Below are 22,367 nucleotides of genomic sequence, written 5' to 3' on the forward strand. Positions count from 1 at the left end.
TAAGCCGAGTTTTATTTTGCCTAAATTTATTCAATTGTTTTAATCAAATCTATAGTTGGCTTGTCTAGGATTCTCTTTAAAGAAAAATGGTAGATTAATATATTTATGGCATAAACTAGAATAGAAAATCCTAAAAATATTTTGTAATCATAATACCTAAGGATTATAGATAAGCTAATCTTTGATGATAGTATAGATATTATTATAATCACACCAAGACTGATAAAGCTTACCAAAAGAAAAGATTTTACTTGTTCCAAGAAAAATTCCTTTTCATATTTCTCTTTTAACTCACCTACGTCCATACCTGATGAATATAGACTACCAATTTCTTTTTTCCTAGAAATTAGGGATAGATTTATAGAAGCATAGCCATTTGTCACATTTAGTATAAATATAATTAAGCCAACTGCTAATGAAATATATAGCAAATACTTCAAAGAAGATGCTTCTCGCTCTTTTATTTCTTTGCCTACAAATATATCATATTTTTCATTAATACCTAAGGATTCTCTGAGTTTATTTTCTATAAATTCTTTGGCACTTGTTAGGTCTTTGTCATCTATTTTCATCTTCAATGTATATGGATAATTTAGATACTTTTCATCATTAGCTTGGTCAATCAAGTCAAAATAAGTTTCATAGTCAGTAAAAATATTTACTACAAAGGGATATGGCTTAAATTCAAACTCACCTGTATCGTATATTTCTTTTGATATCTTTATTTTCTTTTCGAATTCACCCATAGAAATATCTATATTTTTAGGGTCTTTGAAATATTTAACCATCTTGGCATCTGCAATTGGTTCTAATGGATCAGCTTGCACCTTGTTATATAAGATAAATTCTCCTTTTTTCCCACCAAGCTTTTCCAAATCATCTATATCCATTGCAGTAATATTTCCTTGCAAATAATCTTGCGATTTCTTTTTAAGTATTTTCATGATTTTTTCATCTAATTTATACTTTTTCGCTTGATCAGATAAGTCAAGATTGTTATTAACACCTATATACTTATCCTTATATATAAATGACTTTTGACTTCCTAACTCTTTTTCTATAGATCTTAGAACTTCTGGTACCTTTTTATCTGAGCTATAGTAAGTAGTGAAAATATTATAAGAGCTATCTCCATCATAATAGTCCCTAAAATACCTACCTATAGAAATCGATAATATAAACATAGATATTATTAAAATACCAATGGCTGAAATATATCTCTGACTTTTGATAGAAGAGAGATTATTATTTCTTAATTCTTTCCATAGATCATCATTTTTCTTTTTCTTTGACCTGGATAAGTCTACATTTCCTCTTATGCCGTCTATTATATTAATTTGTGAAATCTTTCTAGCTGGTCTTATTATTGATAAGCTAATTACCAAAAATGAAACTAATAATATGAGTCCTGTTAGTAAGGGATTGAAAGTAACATATTCAAATTTTGATATTATTAGATTTTTTTGCGAATAACTATATAAACCATAAATCAAGAAAAATCCGGACAAGTGACCCAAAAGCACAGGGATGATTGAAATTAGGCTAGCTTCTTTAAATAGCAACTTATATATTTGAAAATTGGTTGATCCTATTGATTTATATACAGATAATTCTTTGATTTTCCTAAGTCCCCAAACCCAGAAAATATTCCTTGTAAAAAATATAAATATTACAATCATAGAAAGAAGACAAAATATCATCATAACCTTAGGCATAATTTTATCTATCCAAGTATCATTGACCCTATAATCTTTTTCTATATTCTCATCAAATCTTATCTCTATTTTTCTGCCAAGTCGTTTTGTAATTTCATCTTCAAATATTTTTTTATTTGAATGCACATCCACAAAATCATCAAATCTCAATACCGCTGGTTGAGGATCCTTTATAGTATCATAGATTAGTCCATAGGATAAACCAGAATATTTATTGTAGACATCTTCATAAATTCCAACCAATTTATACGATTTAAGATCAGTTTTATCAAAAGTTTCTTTTTCTATTATTGAATTTGAAGGGTCTAATTCTTTATTATCAAGGAATCTTTTACCAAAACTTATAGGGATTTCATCTCCTATTTTTAATTTGTGCTTTTCAACAAGAGATTTTGATAGGATTATCTCATTAGAATTTTCAGGAAAACGACCCTCCTCAATGAATGAAAATTCTCTCATCTTATTGATGTGATCATCCTGTTTATACATTACTATTAAATCATCATCAAGCTTTGCACTTGAAAAATCCATGTTTAATCGACCAGCTTCTTTGACACCATCTAATTCTCTTATTTTTTCAAGATCTTCTTCACTCATATGCTGATCTATGTAGGCATCAGCAAAATTAGTAGCTCTTTTTTCCATGTAGTCTGCATCTATATTTACCTTAGCAAAATAAAAAACTATTGTGAAAAATAGGGAAACAATAAATACTGAGATAAAAATAGGAAAATTCTTCTTATTCATTTATCTCATCTCCTACGATTTTCCCATCAACAACTGTTATGATGCGATTTGCTCTTAGGGCGATGTCTTCGTCATGAGTTATTAGGATAATAGTTTGATTTAGGGTTTTGTTAAAGTATTTGAAGATGTCGATTATCTCCTTGGAGTTTTGCCTGTCAAGGTTTCCTGTTGGCTCATCTGCAAGGATAATGGAAGGATTGTAAATCAAACTTCTAGCTATGGCGACTCTTTGTTGTTGGCCACCAGAAAGCTCGCTAGGAAATGAGTCCATCTTACTTTCGATGCCGAGCTTTTTAACTATATCAGCTAGGTCTTTTTCACTTACCTTTCTCTTGTCAAGCTTTAGCGGAAGTTCTATATTGTGTCTTACACTTAGATTTGGTATCAGATTATAAAACTGATAGATTAATCCTACCTTTCTTCTTCTAAATAAGGCTAGTTCTTTAGAAGAATATTTTGAAATGTCATTGCCATCTATATAGACCTTGCCGTCATCTGGACTATCAACACCTCCAATTATATGTAACAAAGTCGACTTGCCAGATCCACTTGGACCAACTATTGCAACAAACTCTCCCCTGTTTATAGTAAGGTTAACTCCGTCAAGGGCGACAACCCTACTATTTCCCTCGCCGTATTCTTTTCTCAAATTTTCTACTTTTAATATTTCCATACTTTCCTGCCTTTCTTAAGGTAAGTATATAAAAGTAAAGTGATTTTTAGGTGATATTATAAAATTTTATTTCAAAACTTGCCCCGTCGTGGGTATTTGTTACAGAGATTTCTCCATTGTTCTTCTCAACTATAGTCTTTGCCATGGCAAGACCTATGCCAAAACCCTTTGAGTCGGGCGATTTGTAAAAGCGCTTGAATATCTTTTTGATTATTTGTTTATCAATCCCACCGCCGTTATCTCTTATAACTAGGCCTGTGTATAGGGGATTTTTACTTGATGAGATATAAATTTTATCACAAGTAGGCCTATTTACTGCATTTTTTAATATATTTATAAGAGCTTCTGCTAGCCAATTAAAATCTCCACATATGATGTTTTCACTTAGAGATTCATCCGTTTTAATAGCTATATTTTTATCTATGTCCAAAATATCCAAAGCGTAATCCACCAGTTCATCTAGGCTAAATTTCTCTTCTTTCATCATATCCTTATTGGCATCTAGGCTTGAAAGTTTAAGTAAAATATCGGAAAGGGAATTTAACCTTGTTACTTGCTTTTTAAGTATAATCACATCTTCATTATTGGGAAAATCACCCTCCAAACTTTCTACAGCAAACACCATGGAGGTTATGGGAGTTTTGATTTGGTGGGCGATATCTTCTAGGTATTCTATTTGCCTTTTACTATCTTTCCTTGTAGTCTCTTTTGCCTCTACTATTTCTATGAAAAGCTTGTAGATTTTATCTTCAAGAATTGAAAAGTCATCTTGTTTCATAGGAAATTGATAGTTACTATCCTTCATTCTATCGATTAGACCTATTAGCTCATCAATCCTTGCCTTTTTCCTTTTTTCTAAGAAAAAATATAAAAATATTAGACTTATAATCCAAAGTACATATATCATCTAGTCCATCCTATATCCTATTCCCCTAACGGTGGTAATTATACTTTTATCAAGTTTTTCTCTGATTCTTTTGATGGTTGATGTGAGGGTATTATCTCTTACAAACTTGTCTCTATCTTCCCAAAACATCTCTAAAAGCTGACCTCTAGTGTAAACCCTGTGGGGATTTTTGATAAATAGAAGAATGATTTCATATTCAAGGGCACTTACTTCTACCTCTTTTTCTTTGTAGTACAGAAGTTTTTTATCCAAATCTATTTTTATATCTTTATAGCTTATAGTTTTATCTTCATTTAAAGGAAGAGTCCTAAGGACTGCATCTATCCTTGCCCTAAGAATTGCTAGGGAAAATGGTTTGGTTATATAATCATCAGCTCCATGATCTAAGGCTTTTATGATAAAATCCTCATCACTTTTGACAGTTGTAACAATCACTCTTATATCCTTATCTTTAAGCTTTTCTATAAGATCTCCCCCGTCCTTGTCAGGAAGATTAATATCCAAAAGTGCTGCGTCTATATCTACATTCATCTTATAAAGAGCCTCGTAGTAGTTTTTTGCAAGGTCGACTTGGTAATTATTTTTCTCTAGATAAATTTTAATTTGCCTCGCTATATCTAAATTATCCTCTACCAGTAGAATTTGTTTCATGATTATTCATACTCCCTTATCTCTGCTAAAAATATGTCTCCGTATTGGATTAGTTTTTTATCTCCTACTCCCTTTACTTCTAGCATTTCTTCTTCGGTTTTTGGTTTTTTCTGAGCCATTTCTTTAAGGCTTGCATCTGAAAATATTATAAAGGGTGGGATATTTCTCTTCCTTGCCATATCAAGTCTTACAGCCTTTAGGTGGTTGAAGAGATCTGTATCAAAGTTCTTTTCTATTTCCCTTGGCTTTTTCTCTTCTTCCTTGATATTTACTAGAACAGTCTTTCCATCAAGGAGAACTTCTTTTGATTTTTCTGTTAGTTTTAAGACTGGATAAGGAGCACCTGTTACCTTGATGTAGCCATCTGCTACCAACACTCCAATCAAATCTTTGATGTAGGCTGGAGAGTTTTCTTTCATTATGCCAAAGGTAGATATGTCCTTTAAGTTTTTCTCTCGTGCATTTTTATTATTAGATCCCTTTAGGCAGTCAAGAACTGTTGTCATCCCGTATCTTTGCTCTAGTCTATAGATACAGGATAAAATTTTTTGACTATCTATGGTTTTATCTACTTTCTTAATTTCAGATAAGCAATTTGAACAATTGTCGCAATGACTATCAGCATCTTGCCCAAAATAAGCTAGGATATATTCTCTAAGACACCTTGTTGTATTTACATAATTTATTATTGTTTGAAGTTTTCCCATTTGAAACTGTTTGAATGAATAGTTTGTGCCTAGGTTTATTAAATGCTTGTTAATGATTATATCTTGACCTGAATATAAAAGGATACATGTAGCATCTTCCCCATCTCGTCCAGCTCTACCTGCTTCTTGGTAGTAGGATTCCATATCTTTTGGCATGTTGTAGTGGATTACAAATCTTACGTTTGACTTATCTATTCCCATACCAAAGGCATTGGTTGCTACAATTATCTTTGCCCTGTCGTAGATAAAATTATCTTGAGCTTTCTTCCTCTCATCTTCACTTAGACCTGCGTGGTATTTTTCTATGGCATAGCCTCTGCTTTTGAGGTTCTTATAAATATCATCGACCTTTTTTCTAGTAGATGCATATATTATGCCAGAATCATCTCTATGATCTTTTAGATAAGAATTAAGGTAAGTGAGTTTATTTTTGGGTTTAGCTACCTTAAAATACAAATTTTTCCTATCAAAACCTGTAACCTTGATAAAGGGATTGGATAATTGAAGGTTATTTATAATATCCTCTCTCACTTCCTTGGTGGCAGTTGCAGTAAAAGCAAGTATCTGAACATCGCCTTTTATCTGATAGAGGTCAGGGATTAGCTTATAAGACGGTCTAAAATCATGCCCCCACTGAGATATACAATGGGCCTCATCAACTGCAACAAAGGAAATATCAATATCTTTTATAAAATTTCTAAAAAACTCATTTTCTAGTCTTTCTGGAGATATGTAGAGGATTTTAATATGTCCTTTTTTTACATCAGATAATATTTTTCTATATTTTTCGCTATCAAGACTAGAATTGATAAAGCCAGCATTTATTCCATTTTCCCTAAGACTATCTACCTGATCTTTCATTAGAGATATTAAAGGTGATATCACAAGACTTAATCCATCTGTCATTAGGGCAGGTAATTGGTAGCAGATAGACTTGCCACCGCCAGTTGGGAGTACTCCCAGAACATTTCTTCCTTCTAGAATATTTTCTATTAGCTCTCTTTGCCCCTGCCTAAAGGAGTCGTAGCCGAAATATTTTTTTAGTTTTTCTAGTAAAATATCTTCTGTCATCTAAATTCCTATTCTAAAAAAGCCTAGGAAAAGTTAGTAGGCGAGTTTTCCTCGTCTATCTAACTTTAACCTAAGCCTAATAATCGCTTGATTCTTCTTCGCTATCACTTACATCTTCATCGTAAGTTTCATCTTGGTTTTCTTCGCTTTCACTATCAGTATCATAGTCATTTTCATCAGATGATTCATCTGTTGTATCTTCTTTGATATCAGATTCTAACTCATTATCATCTGTGGTTTTATCTTGATCTTCTTTAGTGTTCTCATCTTCCGATTCAGAATCTTTTTCTTCATCTTCTTTGCCAGTTTGATTTGTAATATACTCATCATTGTCGAGGACTGCTCCTTCGCCTTTGTTAAAGATTATATCACCAATCTTAGTTCTCATAGATATATCGAACTTGCCATTATTTTCGCTCTTGTAGCCGTCCTTGATATTCTTATAGGAAATATTTCCTAGAATAAATTTACCAAGGTTTATTTTGGCAGTCACATTGTAATCTTCTACCTTGTTTTCACTAGCTACGATTATATCGCCTGTTTGAGTTGAAAAGTCTAGCTTGTCAGCAAGCTTTGACTCAGCTATGTTGATATTTCCGCTAATTGTTGCAAGTTTTGTCTCGCTAATTTCTGATTTGTTAAGGTTAATAGATCCAGAATCAGTTGAAATAGACCCTCTTAGCAAGGCGTTTTCTATGGAAATATTTCCGCTTTTAACTGCAAGGTCAATATTTTTGGCATTTAGGTCAGATATTTTGATATCTCCTGCTGTTACCTTTCCCTTGATTTGTTCAACAGTTGCATCTTTTGGCAAAAATATCCTTACTATTGGCATCTTGTCTTTCATGTAGAGGTCTTTACCAATAACCTTGCTTTTAAGCTTAACTGCTCCTTCGCTAAAGCTAACGTCCATATCGTAAACATGGTCTTCTCCCTTGTATAAAACTGTGTATTCTATATAAGGATTAGTTGATGATCTTTGTATCCTAACATCGCAAGTACCAAGGTCAAAGTCTATACTTGAGATATCATTTAAATCGACTCTCATAATCTTTGATTGGTTGTATGAGTTATCATCTATTTGACTAGTTGTGGCGAGGTTTCCTGACATGGCTCCGCCCTTGCCAATTGCAAAATACACTATTAGGGCAACTACAATGACCAATGCTCCAATTATAACATTTTTATTTCTTAAAATCTTGTTTAGACTTTTCTTATTAACTTTCTTATCTTTATTCTTCTTTTCCATAATTTCTTCCACCTGCTATATAAATAAATATCATGATTGTCGTAAATACTAGGATACTAGCTATATAATAAATACTTTTCCCACTTTCCACAAAGGGATTAAAAAGATAGGAAGTTAAGGTAAAAGCTTTGCTCTTTCTTATATATTCTATCACATAAATGATAGAACCTACATTGTACATGGCAATTATTATAGCCAAAATATTGCTGCTTAGCTTTAGTTTGTTACGTTTTATGTATAAAAAACATAAAGCTAGCAAAATAAAGCAAAGAATCAAATAGGGGACAAGCCTATTTTCTTTTACAAAAACTCCAAGACTAAGCATAAAGGCTAAAATCGTTAGACATTTTATTTCATTCGTTGATTTTTCTGTCAAAATTCTACCCTCCATAGGTAAAGTCCCTCTGCTCCCAAGGCTGGGTTTGCTCTTTTGGTATTTTCTTTATCAAAAAACTTCTCGTAATCATCTAGGCTAATTCTACCACGGGCAAGCTCTATGAGAGATCCAACCATAATCCTTACTTGGTTGTGGAGGAAGGATTCTCCCTTAAAATATATTTCAAGATCTGTACCGTTTTCTATAAAATAGGCTTCTTCTATAGTTCTTACTGTATTTATCGAAAGATTCTTATCTTCCATCATAAACAACTTAAAATCATGCGTGCCAACTAAAAGCTTTAGTCCTTCTTCTAACTTTTTTAAGTCAAGCTTATAGGTTACATGTTCCTTGTAATTTCTATATATTGGATGCATATCCTTACTCCTACATATAACATACTTGTATAGCTTGGATTTGGCAGAAAATCTCGCATGAAAGTTTAAATCAACTTCCCTAGATGAGATCGCTAATATATCATCTGGCAAATGGGGTTGGATTTGAAACTTAAATCCAATAGGATTTATATCACTTGCCGTTAGAAAATTTACAAAGTGACTTTTGGCGTGGACTCCACTGTCAGTTCTCCCACAAGAAACTATCCTATTTTCTTCTCCTGTTACCTTTCTGATGGCCTTAGTTAATTCTTCTTCTACACTTCTTTGATCTTTCTGGTACTGAAAGCCTGAAAAAAGAGCCCCATCATATGAGGTCTCTAGCAAAATATTTTTAATCATACAAAGTGCATTACTATAACTACTAGACAAAAGATAGTAAAGAGGATTATAGTTGTCCAATCTTTCCTATCCATGCTTATTTCATTGAGCTTTGTCCTATCGTGGCCTATCCTATACATCCTAGCTTCCATTGCTGTTGCTAGATCGTCACTTCTTTTAAAGGAGTTGATAAATAGGGGAACTAAGAGAGGAATCATGCTCACTGCCCTATTTATAATGTTACCTGATTCAAAGTCAGCTCCCCTCGCCATTTGCGCCATCCTTATTTTTTGTGCTTCGTCAAATAAGGTTGGGATAAAACGAAGAGATATAGAAATCATCATAGCAAGCTCACCTGCAGGAAAACCAAATCTCTTTAGAGGTGAGAAAAGTTTCTCCAAACCATAGGTTAATTCCATGGGACTAGTCGTATAAGTTAGAACTGATGTTGCAAGAATTATAAGGATCAATCTAAGTATTGTAAATCCTGTCCTATATAATCCTTCTTTTGTTATAGTTACAGGACCAATCGTCCAAAGGGCTGTTCCTCCTGTTGTAACTAAGTTAATTATACCCGTTATCACTATGATAAATATCAATGGCTTTAGGGATTTAAAGATTGCCTTTAGGGGAATCTTTGAAACTATTAGCATGGCTAAGAGTAGGATAACAAAAGGAAGGTATCCTAAAAATGAATCCACAAAAAATATGGTGATTATATACAAAAATACTCCCACTATTTTTACCCTAGGATCTAGCCTATGGATAAAGGTATCAAAGGGAAGGTATTGTCCGATACTAATGTTTCCCATCTTCGCCCCCTAAAACTCTACTTAATTCTTCAATGGCAGCATCTACTGTGTAGATATCATCACGAACTTCTGGATTTTTCTTCTTGTAGGCTCTCATAAACTTGGTAATTTGTGGTATGTCTAGTCCTATCGAATCTAGGTCTACTTGGGTGAAGGTATCATAGGTAGATTTATCCGAATAAACTTCTCCCTTATTCATTACAATAACTCTATCCACATATTCTGCCACATCTTCCATGGAGTGACTTACAAGTACTATAGATAGCTCAGGGTCGTTTTCATATAAATTCATTATCTCAGAAAATATTTCATCTCGACCTATTGGATCAAGGCCTGCTGTTAGCTCATCTAAAACTAAAACCCTAGGGTTCATAGAAAGGATACCTGCGACAGCTACCCTTCTTTGTTGACCACCCGATAGTTCGAATGGAGATTTATCCTTGTAGGTTTCATAGTCGAGACCAACTTTCTCCATGGACATTTTTACTCTTTTGGAAACTTCCTCATCTGATAAGCCCATGTTTTTTGGTCCAAAGGCTATATCTTTTTCTATGCTTTCTTCAAAAAGTTGGTTTTCTGGATATTGAAAGACGAGCCCTACCTTAAATCTCGCCTCTTTTCTTCTTTTTTTATCTTTTGAGTTGATTCCATCTATAGTACAATCACCCTTACTTGGGATAAGTAGGCCGTTTAGAAGTTGGACTAGGGTTGACTTCCCAGATCCAGTTTGACCGATTAGACCTACTACCTCGTGGGAATTTATATTTAAATTTATATCCTTTAGGGCGTACACCTCAGAAGGAAGTCCCTCATTGTAGATGTAATCAACATTGTTTAGTTCTATTTTCATATAGTTTCTAAAAACTCCTCGATATTTAGTGGAAGCTTATCAAGCGTAATCCCCTTGTTTTTAAGCTCATAGGCAACTTCTGTTACCTGAGGAACAGCAAGACCTAATTCTTTCATCTTACTTACCTGAGAAAATACTTCCCTAGAAGATCCTTCTAAGGCCTTTCTTCCCTTATCTAAGACAATTATCTTATCTGCAAGGACTGCCTCTTCCATGTAGTGGGTAATGTATATTATAGTCTTGCCGTACTTTTTATTTAAGTCTTTTACAAGGTTAATTACATCTTTTCTACCCTTTGGGTCAAGCATGGCAGTTGGTTCATCAAAGATTATATAATCAGATAGCATAGCTATAACGCCTGCTATGGATACTCTTTGCTTTTGTCCACCTGAAAGGTTTGATGGATTTCTCTTTTTAAAATCTGTCATTCCGACAAGGTCAATGGCATTATCTACTCTTTCTCTTAGTTCAGGATTTGGCACAGCTAAGTTTTCTGGCCCAAAGGCTACCTCTTCTTCGACAGTTGTTGCAACCATTTGATTATCTGGATTTTGAAATACCATGGAACATTTTTCCCTAATATCCCAAATACTATCTTCATTTTTGCTATTTATATCATCTACCCAAATATCTCCCGAAGTTGGCATTATCTGAGCATTTAAGAGCTTGCCTAGGGTTGATTTGCCAGAACCATTGTGACCTAAGATTGCTACAAATTCTCCCTTTTTAATCTCAATTGATAAATTGTCTAGGGCCTTTTTTTCTTCCGTCTCATCCTCTGACTGAGGGTAGATGTAGGTTAAATTTTCTATTTTAATCATTATTTTTCCTAATAAATCATCGCTGGTGAGTTGTTAGTTGATGATTCGTAAACTACTACTGGTGTGTGAACTTCAACATTGTTAAAGACAATTTCTGCTACACTTGGTGGGAGATTCAAGCAACCGTGGCTACCGTCGTATTGGTAAATGTCACCACCAAATGAATATCTCCAATCTGCATCATGGAAGCCTTCGCCATCCCAACCGATTGGCATCCAAAATCTAACTGGGGTCTTGTACCTGTCTCCAACAAATCCAACTCCTTCTAGAGTTGTGTTGGTGTTTTTAGAAAGGATTGAACCAACACCTACATTTGTTTGCCATCCACCTTGATTGATACCAGTCACTAGAGGAGATTCTACAATTAGCTCTCCATTCTTGTAAAACCACATGTATTGGCGAGAAATATCTACTTCTATATAAGTATTTCCTAAGTCTGAGCCGTCTTCTTCTCTATTGTAAGCGTATCTTTCATAAACAGGTTCGACATCTCCGCTTTTTCTTTGGTTAAATAGCTTTAAGACTTCATCTCCTGTCGCTGATTGGTCTAGGACAAAGCCATATACACCAGGATTTACAACGATCTCACCTATACCTGTAGCATTAAACTTCCTATCTTTACCATAAGTATCTGTTTTATCTGCTATACCTGCCATAAATTCCATTAGCTTGTCATAGTCTATTTGAAACTTCTCGCCCTCTTGGTAAATCATATTTACAAGATCTTCACCCTTTAGTTTTAGATCAAAACCATTGAAGTTAAACTTGATATTCATAGCTTCGATCTTCTTGGCATCTTCTTCAAGAGCCTTTAATTCTGGTGAATCTGATAGGACTGTTGGACTTTCATAGAAATCATCTTCAAGTTTGATGTCCTTATGATCTGTAGATATAGCTCTAATAATATCGTCCTTAACCTTAGTGTAGTCTAGCTTGTTACCCATTACTGCATCTTTTAGCTCAAAGCTATCTCCCTTAAAGACGACTCCCGCATCTTCTGGTTCTGTAATATTTGTAAAAAGCGGACTTCCCTTTAGGATTTCGTCTAGTTTTTCTTCATCATAAGAAATTTTGTAATCAAATTTAAGTTGGTCTTTCTTTAACCCAACCATATTAAGTGGCCAAGCAAATGGATTTTGGTCAATACTCGCATTAGCTGGAATTGTAGCATTATAATCAATTTGATCAGAATCTAGATTTAATTTTCTATCATCTCTACCACTAACTTCTAGGTCAAATCTCTCGCCAACTTCCTCCAAGGCTGATTCCCTGGAAGCAAAAGAAACATTCTTACCATTGATATAGGTATTTGGTAGGGTTATAAACGTAAATACAAGACTTCCTACTAGATAAATACCTGCTATTATTAATAAAACCCAAAGCCAAGCTCTGGATTGTTTCTTATTATCTGTAATAATATCCTCCTAATCTCTCTTTGGTCTATCGCCAAAATATTGGTAATAGTCTACCTTCTCGCCACCATTGTAGAGCTTTCTCTTCTTTGATAGCTTTCTTTTAAAGAATCTATCAAACTTCTCATCTGCTGTTACAAAATACAAGGACCAAGTCCTAAGTTTCATAAACTTATCGTCTATCTTTTTGTAGATTTCATCCAAATTAGTATCAGATAATCTCATACCATAAGGTGGATTTGATATCAAAATCCCATAATCATCACGACTTATGGCTAGGGATGATACATCTCTTTTGACAAAGGCTATATCTTCCTCTACACCTGCATTTAGGGCGTTGTTTTTGGCAAGGCTAATTGCTCTACCCGAAATATCAGATCCTAGGATATGAAGTTTCTTATCATAGTCAATTCTTTCAAGTGCTTCTTTTTTAGACCTGTCATAATAGCTCTTATCCATAAAAATAAAATGTCTAAAATCAAAGTCCCTGTCAATACCAGGTGCAATATTTCTAGCCTTTCTTGCTGCCTCGATTAGGATTGTACCTGACCCGCAGAAGCTATCTATTAAAAACCTATCTGGATTGTAAAAAGATAAATCAACTAGGGCTGCTGCCAAGTTTTCCCTAAGAGGTGCCTTTACAGAATCTTCCCTATAGCCTCTCTTATGTAGACCATCACCAGAAGTATCTATATTGACACTTGCCATATTTCTATCAAGCATTATTTCAATATTTACTCTCTCATTTGATTTTGGGAAAATCTTCCTCTTATAAGTTTTCCTTAGGGAATCTATGATTGCCTTCTCTGAGATAGATTGGATAGATCTTAGGGAGAAAAGCTTAGACTTATATGTTCTAGCATTTACTATAAAATTTGACTCTTCTGATAGAAAATCAGACCAAGTTATAGCCTTGATATTTTCAAAAAGCTCTTCAAAACTAAGAGCTTTAAACTCCTTTATCCTAAGATAAACCCTATCGGCACACCTTAAATTTATATTTAATTTTGCAACATCTTCTAAGTTTGCCAAAAGCTCTATCATTCCATCACTTACGGTGAGATTCTCATAGCCCATATCCATAAGCTGTCTTTTAACTAAAGCTTCCATGCCGAAACTTGTTGTAATCAATATTTTTTCCATGCTTATATTATAACGTATTTAATCTATTTTTCACCTATATTTTTTTAAATATATTTATTTATAATTTGTATAAAAAAACAGGAGATTTTTTCTCCTGTAAGGCTGCCTGCAAAGTAACAAAATCCAAAAGTAAGCGTTCCATTCGGAAGAAATTTTAAGAAATTCAAATCGAAATAATGCGTCCGTAAATCGCACTGTTTGAGCAATGGCGAGTTTGCGATTTACAGTATTATGAGATTTAGAATTTCTAAATTTCTATAGTTGGTTAAGCGTTTTTGGATTTTGTCTACGCTCAAAACAGGAGATTTTTTCTCCTGTCTTTTGATTTATATAGTGTTATTATCAGCGATATATATTTTCTAATTTTCTTCAAAAAACTTATACATTTTTTCAAAGATTAACATTCTATGGTCTTCGTTTTTGAAGGAATGGTCTGCTCCTTCTATTTCCTCATATAGGGCATGTGGGAAGGTGTCTCTTAGTTTCTCGTTGCTATCTTTAAAGACCAAATCGTCACTGTCTCCTCTTAGAATTAGGACATTTCCTTGGTATTTCTTGGCTGACCCATAGATATCTTTTTTAATAAAATCTAGTAAGAATCTCTTGTTTAGCTTAGCTCCACCGATATCTACATCTTCTACACTTGCTATTATTTCTGCAAATGATTTGATGCCATCTATTTCTGTCTTTTTCTTTCTGATTTCTCCTTCAAACATTGTCCTTGCCATGACCTTGATATAGTCAGGGTTGTTCATATCACTTGCAGGGGCAAGTAGACACATTGCTTTAGGTTTTAATTTGTAACCCATAAGTGAGGATAGGACTCCTCCTAGGGAATGACCTACCCAGTAGAGTCTATCTCTGTCTACAAATGGCTTTAGTCTAACGGCATTATGAATTATTTCTACTTCTTTCTCTTCCCTAGATACAGTCATATCATAAAAGTCGCCGTCAGATTCACATGTTCCAGAAAAGTCAAACCTCGCTACTACGAATCCTCTATCTGTTAGGTATCTTGCATTTTGCACCCTAAAGAAGGTTGAACCGTTTCTGTCTCCACCGAATCCGTGATAGATTATTACTGTTGGATATTTATTTTTCTCGTCAAAATCATCAGGTGTATTTATAACTCCCCTAAGGACTATGCCGTCTTGTTTTTTAATCTCTGTGTAAATGTATTTCATCTTATAGCTCGTTTAATATCCTTGCCATTTCAACTCCAGATGCAGATGCTTGGGATAGGGAATGAGTTACTCCAGATCCATCTCCTAGGCAGTAGAGTCTCTTGTGGCTTGTTTCAAATCTTTCGTCTACATCAACTACTGAGTTGTAGAATTTGACCTCGATCCCGTATAGGAGGGTATCATCATTTGCCATACCTGGGGCGATTTTGTCTAGCTGATAGATCATTTCAATTATGTCATCTAATTGTCTTTTAGGCATAACTAATGATAGGTCGCCTGCAGTTGCATTTAAGGTTGGGTTAGTGAAAGATTTTGCCATTCTTCTTTCTGATGAACGACGGCCCTTGACTAAGTCTCCAAATCTTTGCATCAAGACTCCTCCGCCTAGCATGTTTGATAGTCTTGCTATAGACTCGCCATATTCGTTAGAATCTTCAAATGGTTCTGTAAATCTATTTGTTACTAGAAGGGCAAAGTTGGTATTTTCTGATTGAAGCTTAGGATCTGTGAATGAGTGGCCATTTACAGTTAAGACCCCGTTGGTGTTTTCTGTTACTACATGACCGTATGGGTTCATGCAAAATGTCCTTACAACATCATTATATTGTTTGGTTTGATACATTATCTTTGCTTCATAAACATCATCTGTGATATGCTTAAATACTTCTGCTGGGACTTCTACCCTTACTCCTATATCAACCCTGTTTCTCTTTGATCCTACATCGAACTTATCACATACATCTGCTATCCACTTAGATCCTGACCTGCCTGCTGCAAGGACTAGATCATCTGCAGAGTATGTTTCATCTTTTGTTTTTATTATGTATTTATCATTTTCAAAGTCCACTTCTTCTACCATTGTGTTAAACTCAAAATCTATGGTATCTTTGACATAATTGTAGATTCTTTGAAGGATTACCTTGTTTCTATCTGTTCCAAAGTGACGAACCTTAGCTGATAATAGATGAAGGTCATAGCGTAAACACTTTGTCTTTAGATCGTTTTTGTCAGTTGAGTAAAGCTCTAGGTCATCTCCTCCGTCAAAATCCATCAAGACATCATCTACATATTCCATAAGATCCATTGCCTTTTTCTCACCTAGGTATTGATGAAGGTCTCCACCAAAGCTTGTTGTGATATTGTATTTTCCATCTGATAGGGTCCCTGCACCGCCAAATCCATACATGATATTGCAAGGCTTACAACCTATACAGTGGTCGACTTTTCCCTCAGTGATAGGACAAGTTCTATTTGCTACCTTTCTACCACCATCTATTATTAAAACTTTCTTGTTTGTATTTAGTTTAGTTAGCTCATAGGCAAGAAATACTCCTGCCGCTCCAGCGCCTACAACGACGATATCATACTTTTTCATAAACACTCCTTTACATGATTAACCTGTTATATTATACAAGTTTAATGCCAGTTATGAAACTATTATTTATTTTTTAACAAACTTGTGATAGAATTAAGGTAATTTATGTTAAATATATATAATATATGAGGAGATATTATGAAAAACGCATTTAAGAAAGCCTTTCCTTATACGATACCAGTTATCGTGGGCTATGTCCTATTGGGCGTCACCTTTGGTATTTTGGTAAGTCAAGAAGGCTACAACCCAATTCTCGCCCCAATTATTTCACTAACTGTCTATGCTGGCAGTATGCAATTTGTACTATTGCCCTTACTAAAATCAGATATAACCATCCTTGCAATTATTATCCTGACCCTTTCTGTTAATATCAGGATGATGTTTTATGGTTTGTCTTTGTTAAAGGAATTTAAACATTCTAGGAGCAAATTATTATTCATCCTAACCCTATCAGATGAGACCTTTGCCCTAGATACATCAATCAAACCACCAGAAGACGTTAAGACTAGCGATTTTTACCTAGCAATTGGTATCATTAATTACCTTGTCTGGGCAGCAGCATCATACGTCGGTGCTCTTTTGGGAGGACTAATTACCTTTAACACTTTGGGTATGGATTTTGTCCTAACAGCTTTGTTCCTAGTGCTTTTAGTTGAGCAATACAAGGCTACTAGAAACCACAGACCAATGGCAATAGGATTTGTCGCATCTATTATTTCCCTTGTTTTCTTTGGTAGGGATAAGTTTATGATCCCAGCCCTATTTTTAATTGTAGCAAGCTTAGTTGGACTTCGTGGAAAGGTGGAAGATTACAATGAGTAGGATTATTTTTATAATGTTAGCATCTGCCCTAACTACATTTTTAATAAGGTCAGTTCCCTTTATATTCTTTACTAGAAGAACCTTGCCTGATTTAATCAAATATTTTGGTAGATACTTACCCTTTGCCCTCATGCCACTTTTGGTAGTATTTGGTCTAAGAAACATAGATATAACAACCTATCCTTTTGGTCTTGCAGAGCTTATTGCAAGCCTTGTTGTAATTATCCTACACGCAAAGTTTAACAAGCTATTTTTGTCAATATCTGTAGGAACTATTCTTTATATGTTTTTAATCCAAATAGTATTTATATGAGTAAAAGGTAAAATATATAGACAAAAGAATAGTTAGGAGTTAATATGAACAAAGAAATTTCAATATCAAACAACAAGGCCATCCTAAACTTTTCCAAGGCCTTTTTTAACAATACTGACGACCTTCTTAGAAGTGACGGCTTCTATGAAGTTCTCAAGTCTTTTGTAAACTTTCACAAGGAAAATAACACAAGGATTTATTCCTACCTAGAAAAGTTCTTTAGATCAAGCAACATCGACAGTCTCGCAGGAGAGATTAGAGATATAACCAAGATCCTTACAGTAATGAGCCTCGATGAAATAAGCGAGAAAATCAACAAATACCACGACCTAGACAAGGAGCGTGACGCTCTTCTTAGAATAGTCGAGGATATGTATGACTATTGGAGAAAGCTAGAAAGATACTCTGTCATAGAAAAAGTCGCTGGCAAGGAAGGTCTCGAGGTCGAAAACTTTTTAGGATCTAACATAAAACTTAAGGATATGATTCTAGAAATATACAGAAAAGTTGAAATATCAATCACAGGTAAGGTACAAAAGGTCTTTAGACAAGTACCAGCTGGAGCCAACTCCTCAATTATAGTTAGAAAGTCAAACATTGATTATCCTGACTACTGCAGGTGGCTAAACGATATTCCTTATATAACCAAGGTAATGATAGAAACTCCTTACATTACCTACACCAAATCCAACAAGAGAGATGGATTCTTCAAGGAAGTAGAAGAAAATCCAATAGCAAACATCGACATAAACACAGACGAATATCTTTGCTATCCTGCAAAGATTGCAGACAATTTGATTTATGTCTACTTCCACCAAGACTACATCACTCATGGTATATCAGCATCAAACCTATTTGAGCTAGCAGACGAAGATGAAGTTGTAAATACCAAACCTGATGGGCTATACATCTTTGGTGTAAAAGATGATAGGGACCTAGATATATTCTATGAAGATAAGGAAAATGACCTATTTATCGGTTATTGTAACTTTGCCGACAAGAAAGACTACTTCGGCTACCTAAAGAAAATGTGTCTAACCCTAAATAACATCATATCTATGAAAAAAGGCTACCTACCAATCCACGGAGCTGGTGTAAATGTAGTCCTACAAAATGGAAAAACAGCAAACATAGTAATCCTTGGTGATTCCGGAGCAGGCAAAAGCGAATCAATAGAAGCCTTCAGATCTCTTGCCAAAGAATACATCAGAGATATGACAGTAATATTTGACGATATGGGATCATTTAGAATAAAAAACGGTGAAGTCGCAGCCTACGGAACTGAAATCGGCGCCTTTGTTAGACTAGATGACCTTGACAGTGGCTATGCCTTCAAGCAAATAGATAGATCAATCTTCATGAATCCAGACAAGGTTAACGCAAGACTAATAATGCCAGTAGCAGATCACAAGCAAATCATGGAAGGATACAAGGTTGACTTCTTCCTATATGCCAACAACTACGACAGATTAAATCCAGACGATAAATCTATAAGCCTATTTGATAATAAGAAAGAAGCCATAGAAACGTTCAAAGCTGGAGCTAGGATGGCAAAAGGAACAACCACAGAAGAAGGCCTAGTAAAATCCTACTTCGCAAACCCATTCGGTCCCTTCCAAAAACAAGAAATGTGCGATGATTTAATAGAAAATTACTTCGACAAATTATTTGATAGTAATATCAAAGTAGGCACAATCAGAACCCAACTTGCCATAGACAATATGGAAAGTGAAGGCCCAAAGAAATCAGCCAGAGAACTATTTGAAATAATAAAATCATTATAAAATAACCCCCACTAACTTGTAATACCAGCTAGTGGGGATTTCTTTTGCTTAAAAGGATGAAGGGTTTGAGGAAATGTCATTTCGACAGAGAAACCACAAGGTTTCGATGAGAAATCTACAGTCTATACTCCGCATTTCAGCAAAACCCAAAGTTCCTACTGGAGATCCTCACGTCGCTTCGCTCCTCAGGATGACGGGTTTGGAGGATTGTAATTTTAAAATTTATATTACCGTTCCATTAAGGATGACTCTTTGAATAATATCATTCCCTTAAGTTTGTCATTCCGACAGAGCGAACGTAGTGAGTGACGAGGAATCTACAGTCTGTACTACGCAGTCTAGGAAAATCCAGAGTACCCTACTAGAGATCCTCACGTCGGTCATTTCATTCCCTCCTCAGGATGACGGATTTGGGCAATGTCATTCCGACAGAGCGAGGAACGAGTGACGAGGAATCTACAGTTTGTACCTTTCAGGCATGTGGAACCCGAAGTATAAACCAGAGATCCTCACGTCGGGTCCTCCACGAGCCGGACGGGCTAGTTAGCTCCTCAGTATGACAATATTAACGAATCGTCTTCCCCAATCCCGTCATTCCGACAGAGCGACTGTAAGGAGCGACGAGGAATCTACAGTTCGTACTTCGCAGTCAAAGCTGAACCTGTACTACCTACTGGAGATCCTCACGTCGGGTCCTCCACGAGCCGAACGGGCTAGTTTCACTCCCTCATCAGGATGACGGGTTTTGGGTGATTTTTTCTCACAGAAAAACTGACCCTAGTTTGGGTCAGTTTCCAAGTAATATTTACTACAATATTAATCTATTAGTCTTCTTTTTTTCTTGTAGCGATGATTCCTGCAACTGATACTGCTGCAAGTCCAGCTACTGCAGACATTCCTGCTACACCTGTTTTAGGAGCTGCGTTTGGATTAGCTTTAGGTGCGTTAGCTTCTTTAGCCATTTCTTTTTCTTTTTTCTCAGTTTCTTTAGCTAATTTAGCTGCTTTTTCAGCTTCTTCTTCGTCAGCTTTGCTCCATAGGTAGTATCCGTATCTTCCGTCAGCATCTATGAATATTGTATATGAGTCTTTTGTTTTGTTGTTTTTAAGAGCTTCTTTAGCTGCTTTTTCGGCTTCTTCTCTTGTAGCATATCCTGGTTTTTCGTCATCTTTACCAGGTTTTTTGTCATCTTTACCAGGTTTTTTGTCATCTTCACCAGGTTTTTTGTCATCTTCACCTGGTTTTTCTTCAGAACCTTTGTGAGCTTTTAAGATTTCAGCTTTAAGAGCTTCTACACCTTCAACTGTTTTAGCTTTGTTGATTTGGTCAAAGTAAATTTGTCCTGTGATTCCAGCTTTTTTAAGTTCTTCGATAGCTTCTTTTTTAGCTTCTTTTAGTAACCATTCGTCAATTGTTACTTTTGGACCTTGTTCTTCTGGTTTTTCTTCAGGTTTTTCTTCAGGTTTTTCTTCAGAACCTTTGTTAGCTTTTAAGATTTCAGCTTTAAGTGCATTTACACCTTCAACTGTTTTAGCATTGTTGATTTGTTTGAAGAAGATTTCACCTGTGATTCCAGCTTTTTTAAGTTCTTCGATAGCTTCTTTTTTAGCTGTTTCTAATTTTTCTTTATCAAGTTCATCAGCTACTTTTTCCCAATCTGATTTATTAGGATCTTCCCATTCACTGCCTAAATCTTTATCTTCTTCTTTATTTTCTTTTTCTTTTTCTAGTTCTTCAGCTACTCTTTCCCAATCTGACTTATTAGGATCTTTCCAGTCATTTGCAAGTTCTTCTTCAAGTTTTGCTTTTTTCTCTGCTTCTATTTTTTTATCTTGTTCAGCTGATGCTTCTGCCCATTGATCTTCGTATGAGTCAGTCCAGCCTTCAGCGTGTGCTGTATTTACTCCACCTAGAACAAGTCCAGCTGCTAATGCTAGCGCTAATGCATTTCTCTTTTTCATAATTAATATCCTTTCGTTTACGTAAATTTAGTAGAAATATTACTTCTACAGGTATTATAAACTAATTAGCAGGCAAAAGCAAATTTTTTGTGGCAATTGTGTAGAATATATATGAGTAATTTGTGTGTAGTATTGAAATACTATTCTTTTATTTTATGTTAATTTAATATTAATTTTTTCCATATTTTAAAGGAAGTTTATTTTTGATTTTTATAGCAAATACTTCCTATGATTTCAATGGATTGGGAGGCTATTTAATAATCTTGATATTTTTGCTAATATTTGTTTTATATGAAGATTATATTTAGTGGATAATAATTTATTTTATAAAATATTAATTTATTTTACTTTTTGTAAGAATTTTGTAATTTTTTCTTATATTGTTTAAGTAAATACGAAACCCAATTTTGGTCTTTAGATGGAGCGAACCTAGTAGTCGACGGGAAGTCTAGAATAAATACCTCGCAGTCTAGGTGAACCACAAAGTACCTATTGGAGATTCTCACGTCGCTTCGCTCCTCAGGATGACAATATTAACAAATTATAATTCCTCAAATCCCGTCATTCCGACAGAGCGAACTAAGTGAGCGACGAGGAATCTAGAGTTTGTATGTCGCAGTCAAGTTTAACCCAAAGTATCTACTGGAGATCCTCACGTCAGGCTAAAGCCTTCCTCAGGATGACGGGTTCGACGGATTGAAAACTCCATTAAGGATGACTGGATTGGAATTGCCATTCCCCCAAATATGTCATTCCGACAGAGTGACTGTAAGGAGCGACGAGGAATCTACAGTCTATACTTCGCATGTCAGTGGAACCCGAAGTACCTACTGGAGATCCTCACGTCGCTTCACTCCTCAGGATGACGAGTTTGACGGATTGCTATTCCTCCAATACTGTCATTCCTAATGGGTCTGGTCACAGTGAACGTCAGTGAACTGATGACAGCCCTTAATCAAGGCTTTTCGAGGTGAAGCGAAGCTGAACCCTAAAACTACTGTCGACAGAGCGACTTAAAGGAGCGACGAGGAATCTACAGTCTATATTATCTCCACAAAAAAACTGACCTATTTTAGGT

General features: G+C 35.1%; 19 protein-coding genes. 3 read left to right on the plus strand and 16 right to left on the minus strand.

Annotated elements, in window-relative coordinates; translation table 11 throughout:
• Positions 1-26 precede the first annotated feature (26 nt).
• The 15 genes from E0D87_RS01630 to E0D87_RS01700 form a co-directional block, all read right to left on the minus strand.
• Positions 27-2,462, minus strand: coding sequence for an ABC transporter permease (locus E0D87_RS01630; RefSeq protein ID WP_130819101.1), 2,436 nt, complete (start codon positions 2,460-2,462; stop codon positions 27-29).
• Positions 2,455-3,135: an ABC transporter ATP-binding protein gene (locus E0D87_RS01635; RefSeq protein ID WP_130819102.1), complete on the minus strand. Its 681-nt coding sequence runs from the start codon at positions 3,133-3,135 to the stop codon at positions 2,455-2,457. The genes E0D87_RS01630 and E0D87_RS01635 overlap by 8 nt, the downstream gene beginning before the upstream one ends.
• 46 nt (positions 3,136-3,181) lie before the next feature.
• Positions 3,182-4,042, minus strand: coding sequence for a sensor histidine kinase (locus E0D87_RS01640; RefSeq protein WP_130819103.1), 861 nt, complete (start codon positions 4,040-4,042; stop codon positions 3,182-3,184).
• A complete protein-coding gene (locus E0D87_RS01645) occupies positions 4,043-4,693 on the minus strand; it encodes a response regulator transcription factor (RefSeq protein ID WP_130819104.1) in 651 nt (216 codons plus the stop codon).
• 2 nt (positions 4,694-4,695) lie between these two features.
• Complete coding sequence (gene recQ, locus E0D87_RS01650; RefSeq protein WP_130819105.1) at positions 4,696-6,471, minus strand: DNA helicase RecQ; 1,776 nt, start codon at positions 6,469-6,471, stop codon at positions 4,696-4,698.
• A 76-nt stretch (positions 6,472-6,547) separates the two neighbouring features.
• On the minus strand, positions 6,548-7,720 hold the full coding sequence (locus tag E0D87_RS01655) for a DUF4097 family beta strand repeat-containing protein (protein ID WP_130819106.1): 1,173 nt from the start codon (positions 7,718-7,720) through the stop codon (positions 6,548-6,550).
• Complete coding sequence (locus tag E0D87_RS01660; RefSeq protein WP_130819107.1) at positions 7,704-8,096, minus strand: hypothetical protein; 393 nt, start codon at positions 8,094-8,096, stop codon at positions 7,704-7,706. The genes E0D87_RS01655 and E0D87_RS01660 overlap by 17 nt, the downstream gene beginning before the upstream one ends.
• Positions 8,093-8,833 (minus strand): tRNA pseudouridine(38-40) synthase TruA, encoded by a 741-nt coding sequence (gene truA, locus E0D87_RS01665; RefSeq protein WP_130819108.1) that lies wholly within the window; start codon positions 8,831-8,833, stop codon positions 8,093-8,095. Before truA ends, E0D87_RS01660 begins: the two co-directional genes overlap by 4 nt.
• Entirely contained in the window at positions 8,830-9,624 is a 795-nt protein-coding gene (locus tag E0D87_RS01670) for an energy-coupling factor transporter transmembrane component T family protein (protein ID WP_130819109.1), read from the minus strand. Before E0D87_RS01670 ends, truA begins: the two co-directional genes overlap by 4 nt.
• Positions 9,611-10,474, minus strand: a complete 864-nt coding sequence (locus E0D87_RS01675) for an energy-coupling factor transporter ATPase (protein WP_130819110.1) — start codon at positions 10,472-10,474, stop codon at positions 9,611-9,613. Before E0D87_RS01675 ends, E0D87_RS01670 begins: the two co-directional genes overlap by 14 nt.
• Positions 10,471-11,295: an energy-coupling factor transporter ATPase gene (locus E0D87_RS01680; RefSeq protein WP_130819111.1), complete on the minus strand. Its 825-nt coding sequence runs from the start codon at positions 11,293-11,295 to the stop codon at positions 10,471-10,473. The genes E0D87_RS01675 and E0D87_RS01680 overlap by 4 nt, the downstream gene beginning before the upstream one ends.
• An 8-nt stretch (positions 11,296-11,303) precedes the next feature.
• A complete protein-coding gene (locus tag E0D87_RS01685) occupies positions 11,304-12,554 on the minus strand; it encodes a L,D-transpeptidase family protein (RefSeq protein WP_242618427.1) in 1,251 nt (416 codons plus the stop codon).
• Between the two features lie 165 nt (positions 12,555-12,719).
• Positions 12,720-13,850: a THUMP domain-containing class I SAM-dependent RNA methyltransferase gene (locus E0D87_RS01690; protein ID WP_130819113.1), complete on the minus strand. Its 1,131-nt coding sequence runs from the start codon at positions 13,848-13,850 to the stop codon at positions 12,720-12,722.
• Positions 13,851-14,209: 359 nt separating this feature from the next.
• Positions 14,210-15,034 carry an alpha/beta hydrolase family protein gene (locus tag E0D87_RS01695; RefSeq protein WP_130819114.1) on the minus strand — a complete coding sequence of 275 codons (825 nt, stop codon included), beginning with the start codon at positions 15,032-15,034 and terminating at the stop codon, positions 14,210-14,212.
• A 1-nt stretch (position 15,035) separates the two neighbouring features.
• Positions 15,036-16,409, minus strand: coding sequence for an NAD(P)/FAD-dependent oxidoreductase (locus tag E0D87_RS01700; RefSeq protein ID WP_130819115.1), 1,374 nt, complete (start codon positions 16,407-16,409; stop codon positions 15,036-15,038).
• Between the two features lie 138 nt (positions 16,410-16,547).
• Between E0D87_RS01700 and E0D87_RS01705 the strand changes: the two genes are divergently transcribed.
• Genes E0D87_RS01705 through E0D87_RS01715 form a run of 3 tightly spaced genes read left to right on the plus strand, consistent with a single transcriptional unit; the run spans position 16,548 to position 19,328 of the window.
• Positions 16,548-17,231: an AzlC family ABC transporter permease gene (locus tag E0D87_RS01705; RefSeq protein ID WP_130819116.1), complete on the plus strand. Its 684-nt coding sequence runs from the start codon at positions 16,548-16,550 to the stop codon at positions 17,229-17,231.
• Entirely contained in the window at positions 17,224-17,544 is a 321-nt protein-coding gene (locus tag E0D87_RS01710) for a branched-chain amino acid transporter permease (protein WP_130819117.1), read from the plus strand. Before E0D87_RS01705 ends, E0D87_RS01710 begins: the two co-directional genes overlap by 8 nt.
• A 44-nt stretch (positions 17,545-17,588) precedes the next feature.
• Entirely contained in the window at positions 17,589-19,328 is a 1,740-nt protein-coding gene (locus tag E0D87_RS01715; protein WP_130819118.1) for a phosphoenolpyruvate carboxykinase, read from the plus strand.
• Between the two features lie 824 nt (positions 19,329-20,152).
• Here E0D87_RS01715 and E0D87_RS01720 read toward each other — a convergent pair.
• Entirely contained in the window at positions 20,153-21,289 is a 1,137-nt protein-coding gene (locus E0D87_RS01720) for an albumin-binding GA domain-containing protein (RefSeq protein WP_130819119.1), read from the minus strand.
• Positions 21,290-22,367: the final 1,078 nt, after the last annotated feature.

This window comes from Anaerococcus vaginimassiliensis, assembly GCF_900626155.1.
GTDB classification, from domain to species: Bacteria; Bacillota; Clostridia; order Tissierellales; family Peptoniphilaceae; genus Anaerococcus; species Anaerococcus vaginimassiliensis.

What these genes read in the sequence shown, in the direction of transcription:
- E0D87_RS01630 (WP_130819101.1), bottom strand. Translation starts at nt 2,462, where the DNA reads ATGAATAAGAAGAATTTTCCTATTTTTATCTCAGTATTTATTGTTTCC.
- E0D87_RS01635 (WP_130819102.1), bottom strand. Translation starts at nt 3,135, where the DNA reads ATGGAAATATTAAAAGTAGAAAATTTGAGAAAAGAATACGGCGAGGGA.
- E0D87_RS01640 (WP_130819103.1), bottom strand. Translation starts at nt 4,042, where the DNA reads ATGATATATGTACTTTGGATTATAAGTCTAATATTTTTATATTTTTTC.
- E0D87_RS01645 (WP_130819104.1), bottom strand. Translation starts at nt 4,693, where the DNA reads ATGAAACAAATTCTACTGGTAGAGGATAATTTAGATATAGCGAGGCAA.
- recQ (WP_130819105.1), bottom strand. Translation starts at nt 6,471, where the DNA reads ATGACAGAAGATATTTTACTAGAAAAACTAAAAAAATATTTCGGCTAC.
- E0D87_RS01655 (WP_130819106.1), bottom strand. Translation starts at nt 7,720, where the DNA reads ATGGAAAAGAAGAATAAAGATAAGAAAGTTAATAAGAAAAGTCTAAAC.
- truA (WP_130819108.1), bottom strand. Translation starts at nt 8,833, where the DNA reads ATGATTAAAAATATTTTGCTAGAGACCTCATATGATGGGGCTCTTTTT.
- E0D87_RS01670 (WP_130819109.1), bottom strand. Translation starts at nt 9,624, where the DNA reads ATGGGAAACATTAGTATCGGACAATACCTTCCCTTTGATACCTTTATC.
- E0D87_RS01675 (WP_130819110.1), bottom strand. Translation starts at nt 10,474, where the DNA reads ATGAAAATAGAACTAAACAATGTTGATTACATCTACAATGAGGGACTT.
- E0D87_RS01680 (WP_130819111.1), bottom strand. Translation starts at nt 11,295, where the DNA reads ATGATTAAAATAGAAAATTTAACCTACATCTACCCTCAGTCAGAGGAT.
- E0D87_RS01690 (WP_130819113.1), bottom strand. Translation starts at nt 13,850, where the DNA reads ATGGAAAAAATATTGATTACAACAAGTTTCGGCATGGAAGCTTTAGTT.
- E0D87_RS01695 (WP_130819114.1), bottom strand. Translation starts at nt 15,034, where the DNA reads ATGAAATACATTTACACAGAGATTAAAAAACAAGACGGCATAGTCCTT.
- E0D87_RS01700 (WP_130819115.1), bottom strand. Translation starts at nt 16,409, where the DNA reads ATGAAAAAGTATGATATCGTCGTTGTAGGCGCTGGAGCGGCAGGAGTA.
- E0D87_RS01705 (WP_130819116.1), top strand. Translation starts at nt 16,548, where the DNA reads ATGAAAAACGCATTTAAGAAAGCCTTTCCTTATACGATACCAGTTATC.
- E0D87_RS01710 (WP_130819117.1), top strand. Translation starts at nt 17,224, where the DNA reads ATGAGTAGGATTATTTTTATAATGTTAGCATCTGCCCTAACTACATTT.
- E0D87_RS01715 (WP_130819118.1), top strand. Translation starts at nt 17,589, where the DNA reads ATGAACAAAGAAATTTCAATATCAAACAACAAGGCCATCCTAAACTTT.
- E0D87_RS01720 (WP_130819119.1), bottom strand. Translation starts at nt 21,289, where the DNA reads ATGAAAAAGAGAAATGCATTAGCGCTAGCATTAGCAGCTGGACTTGTT.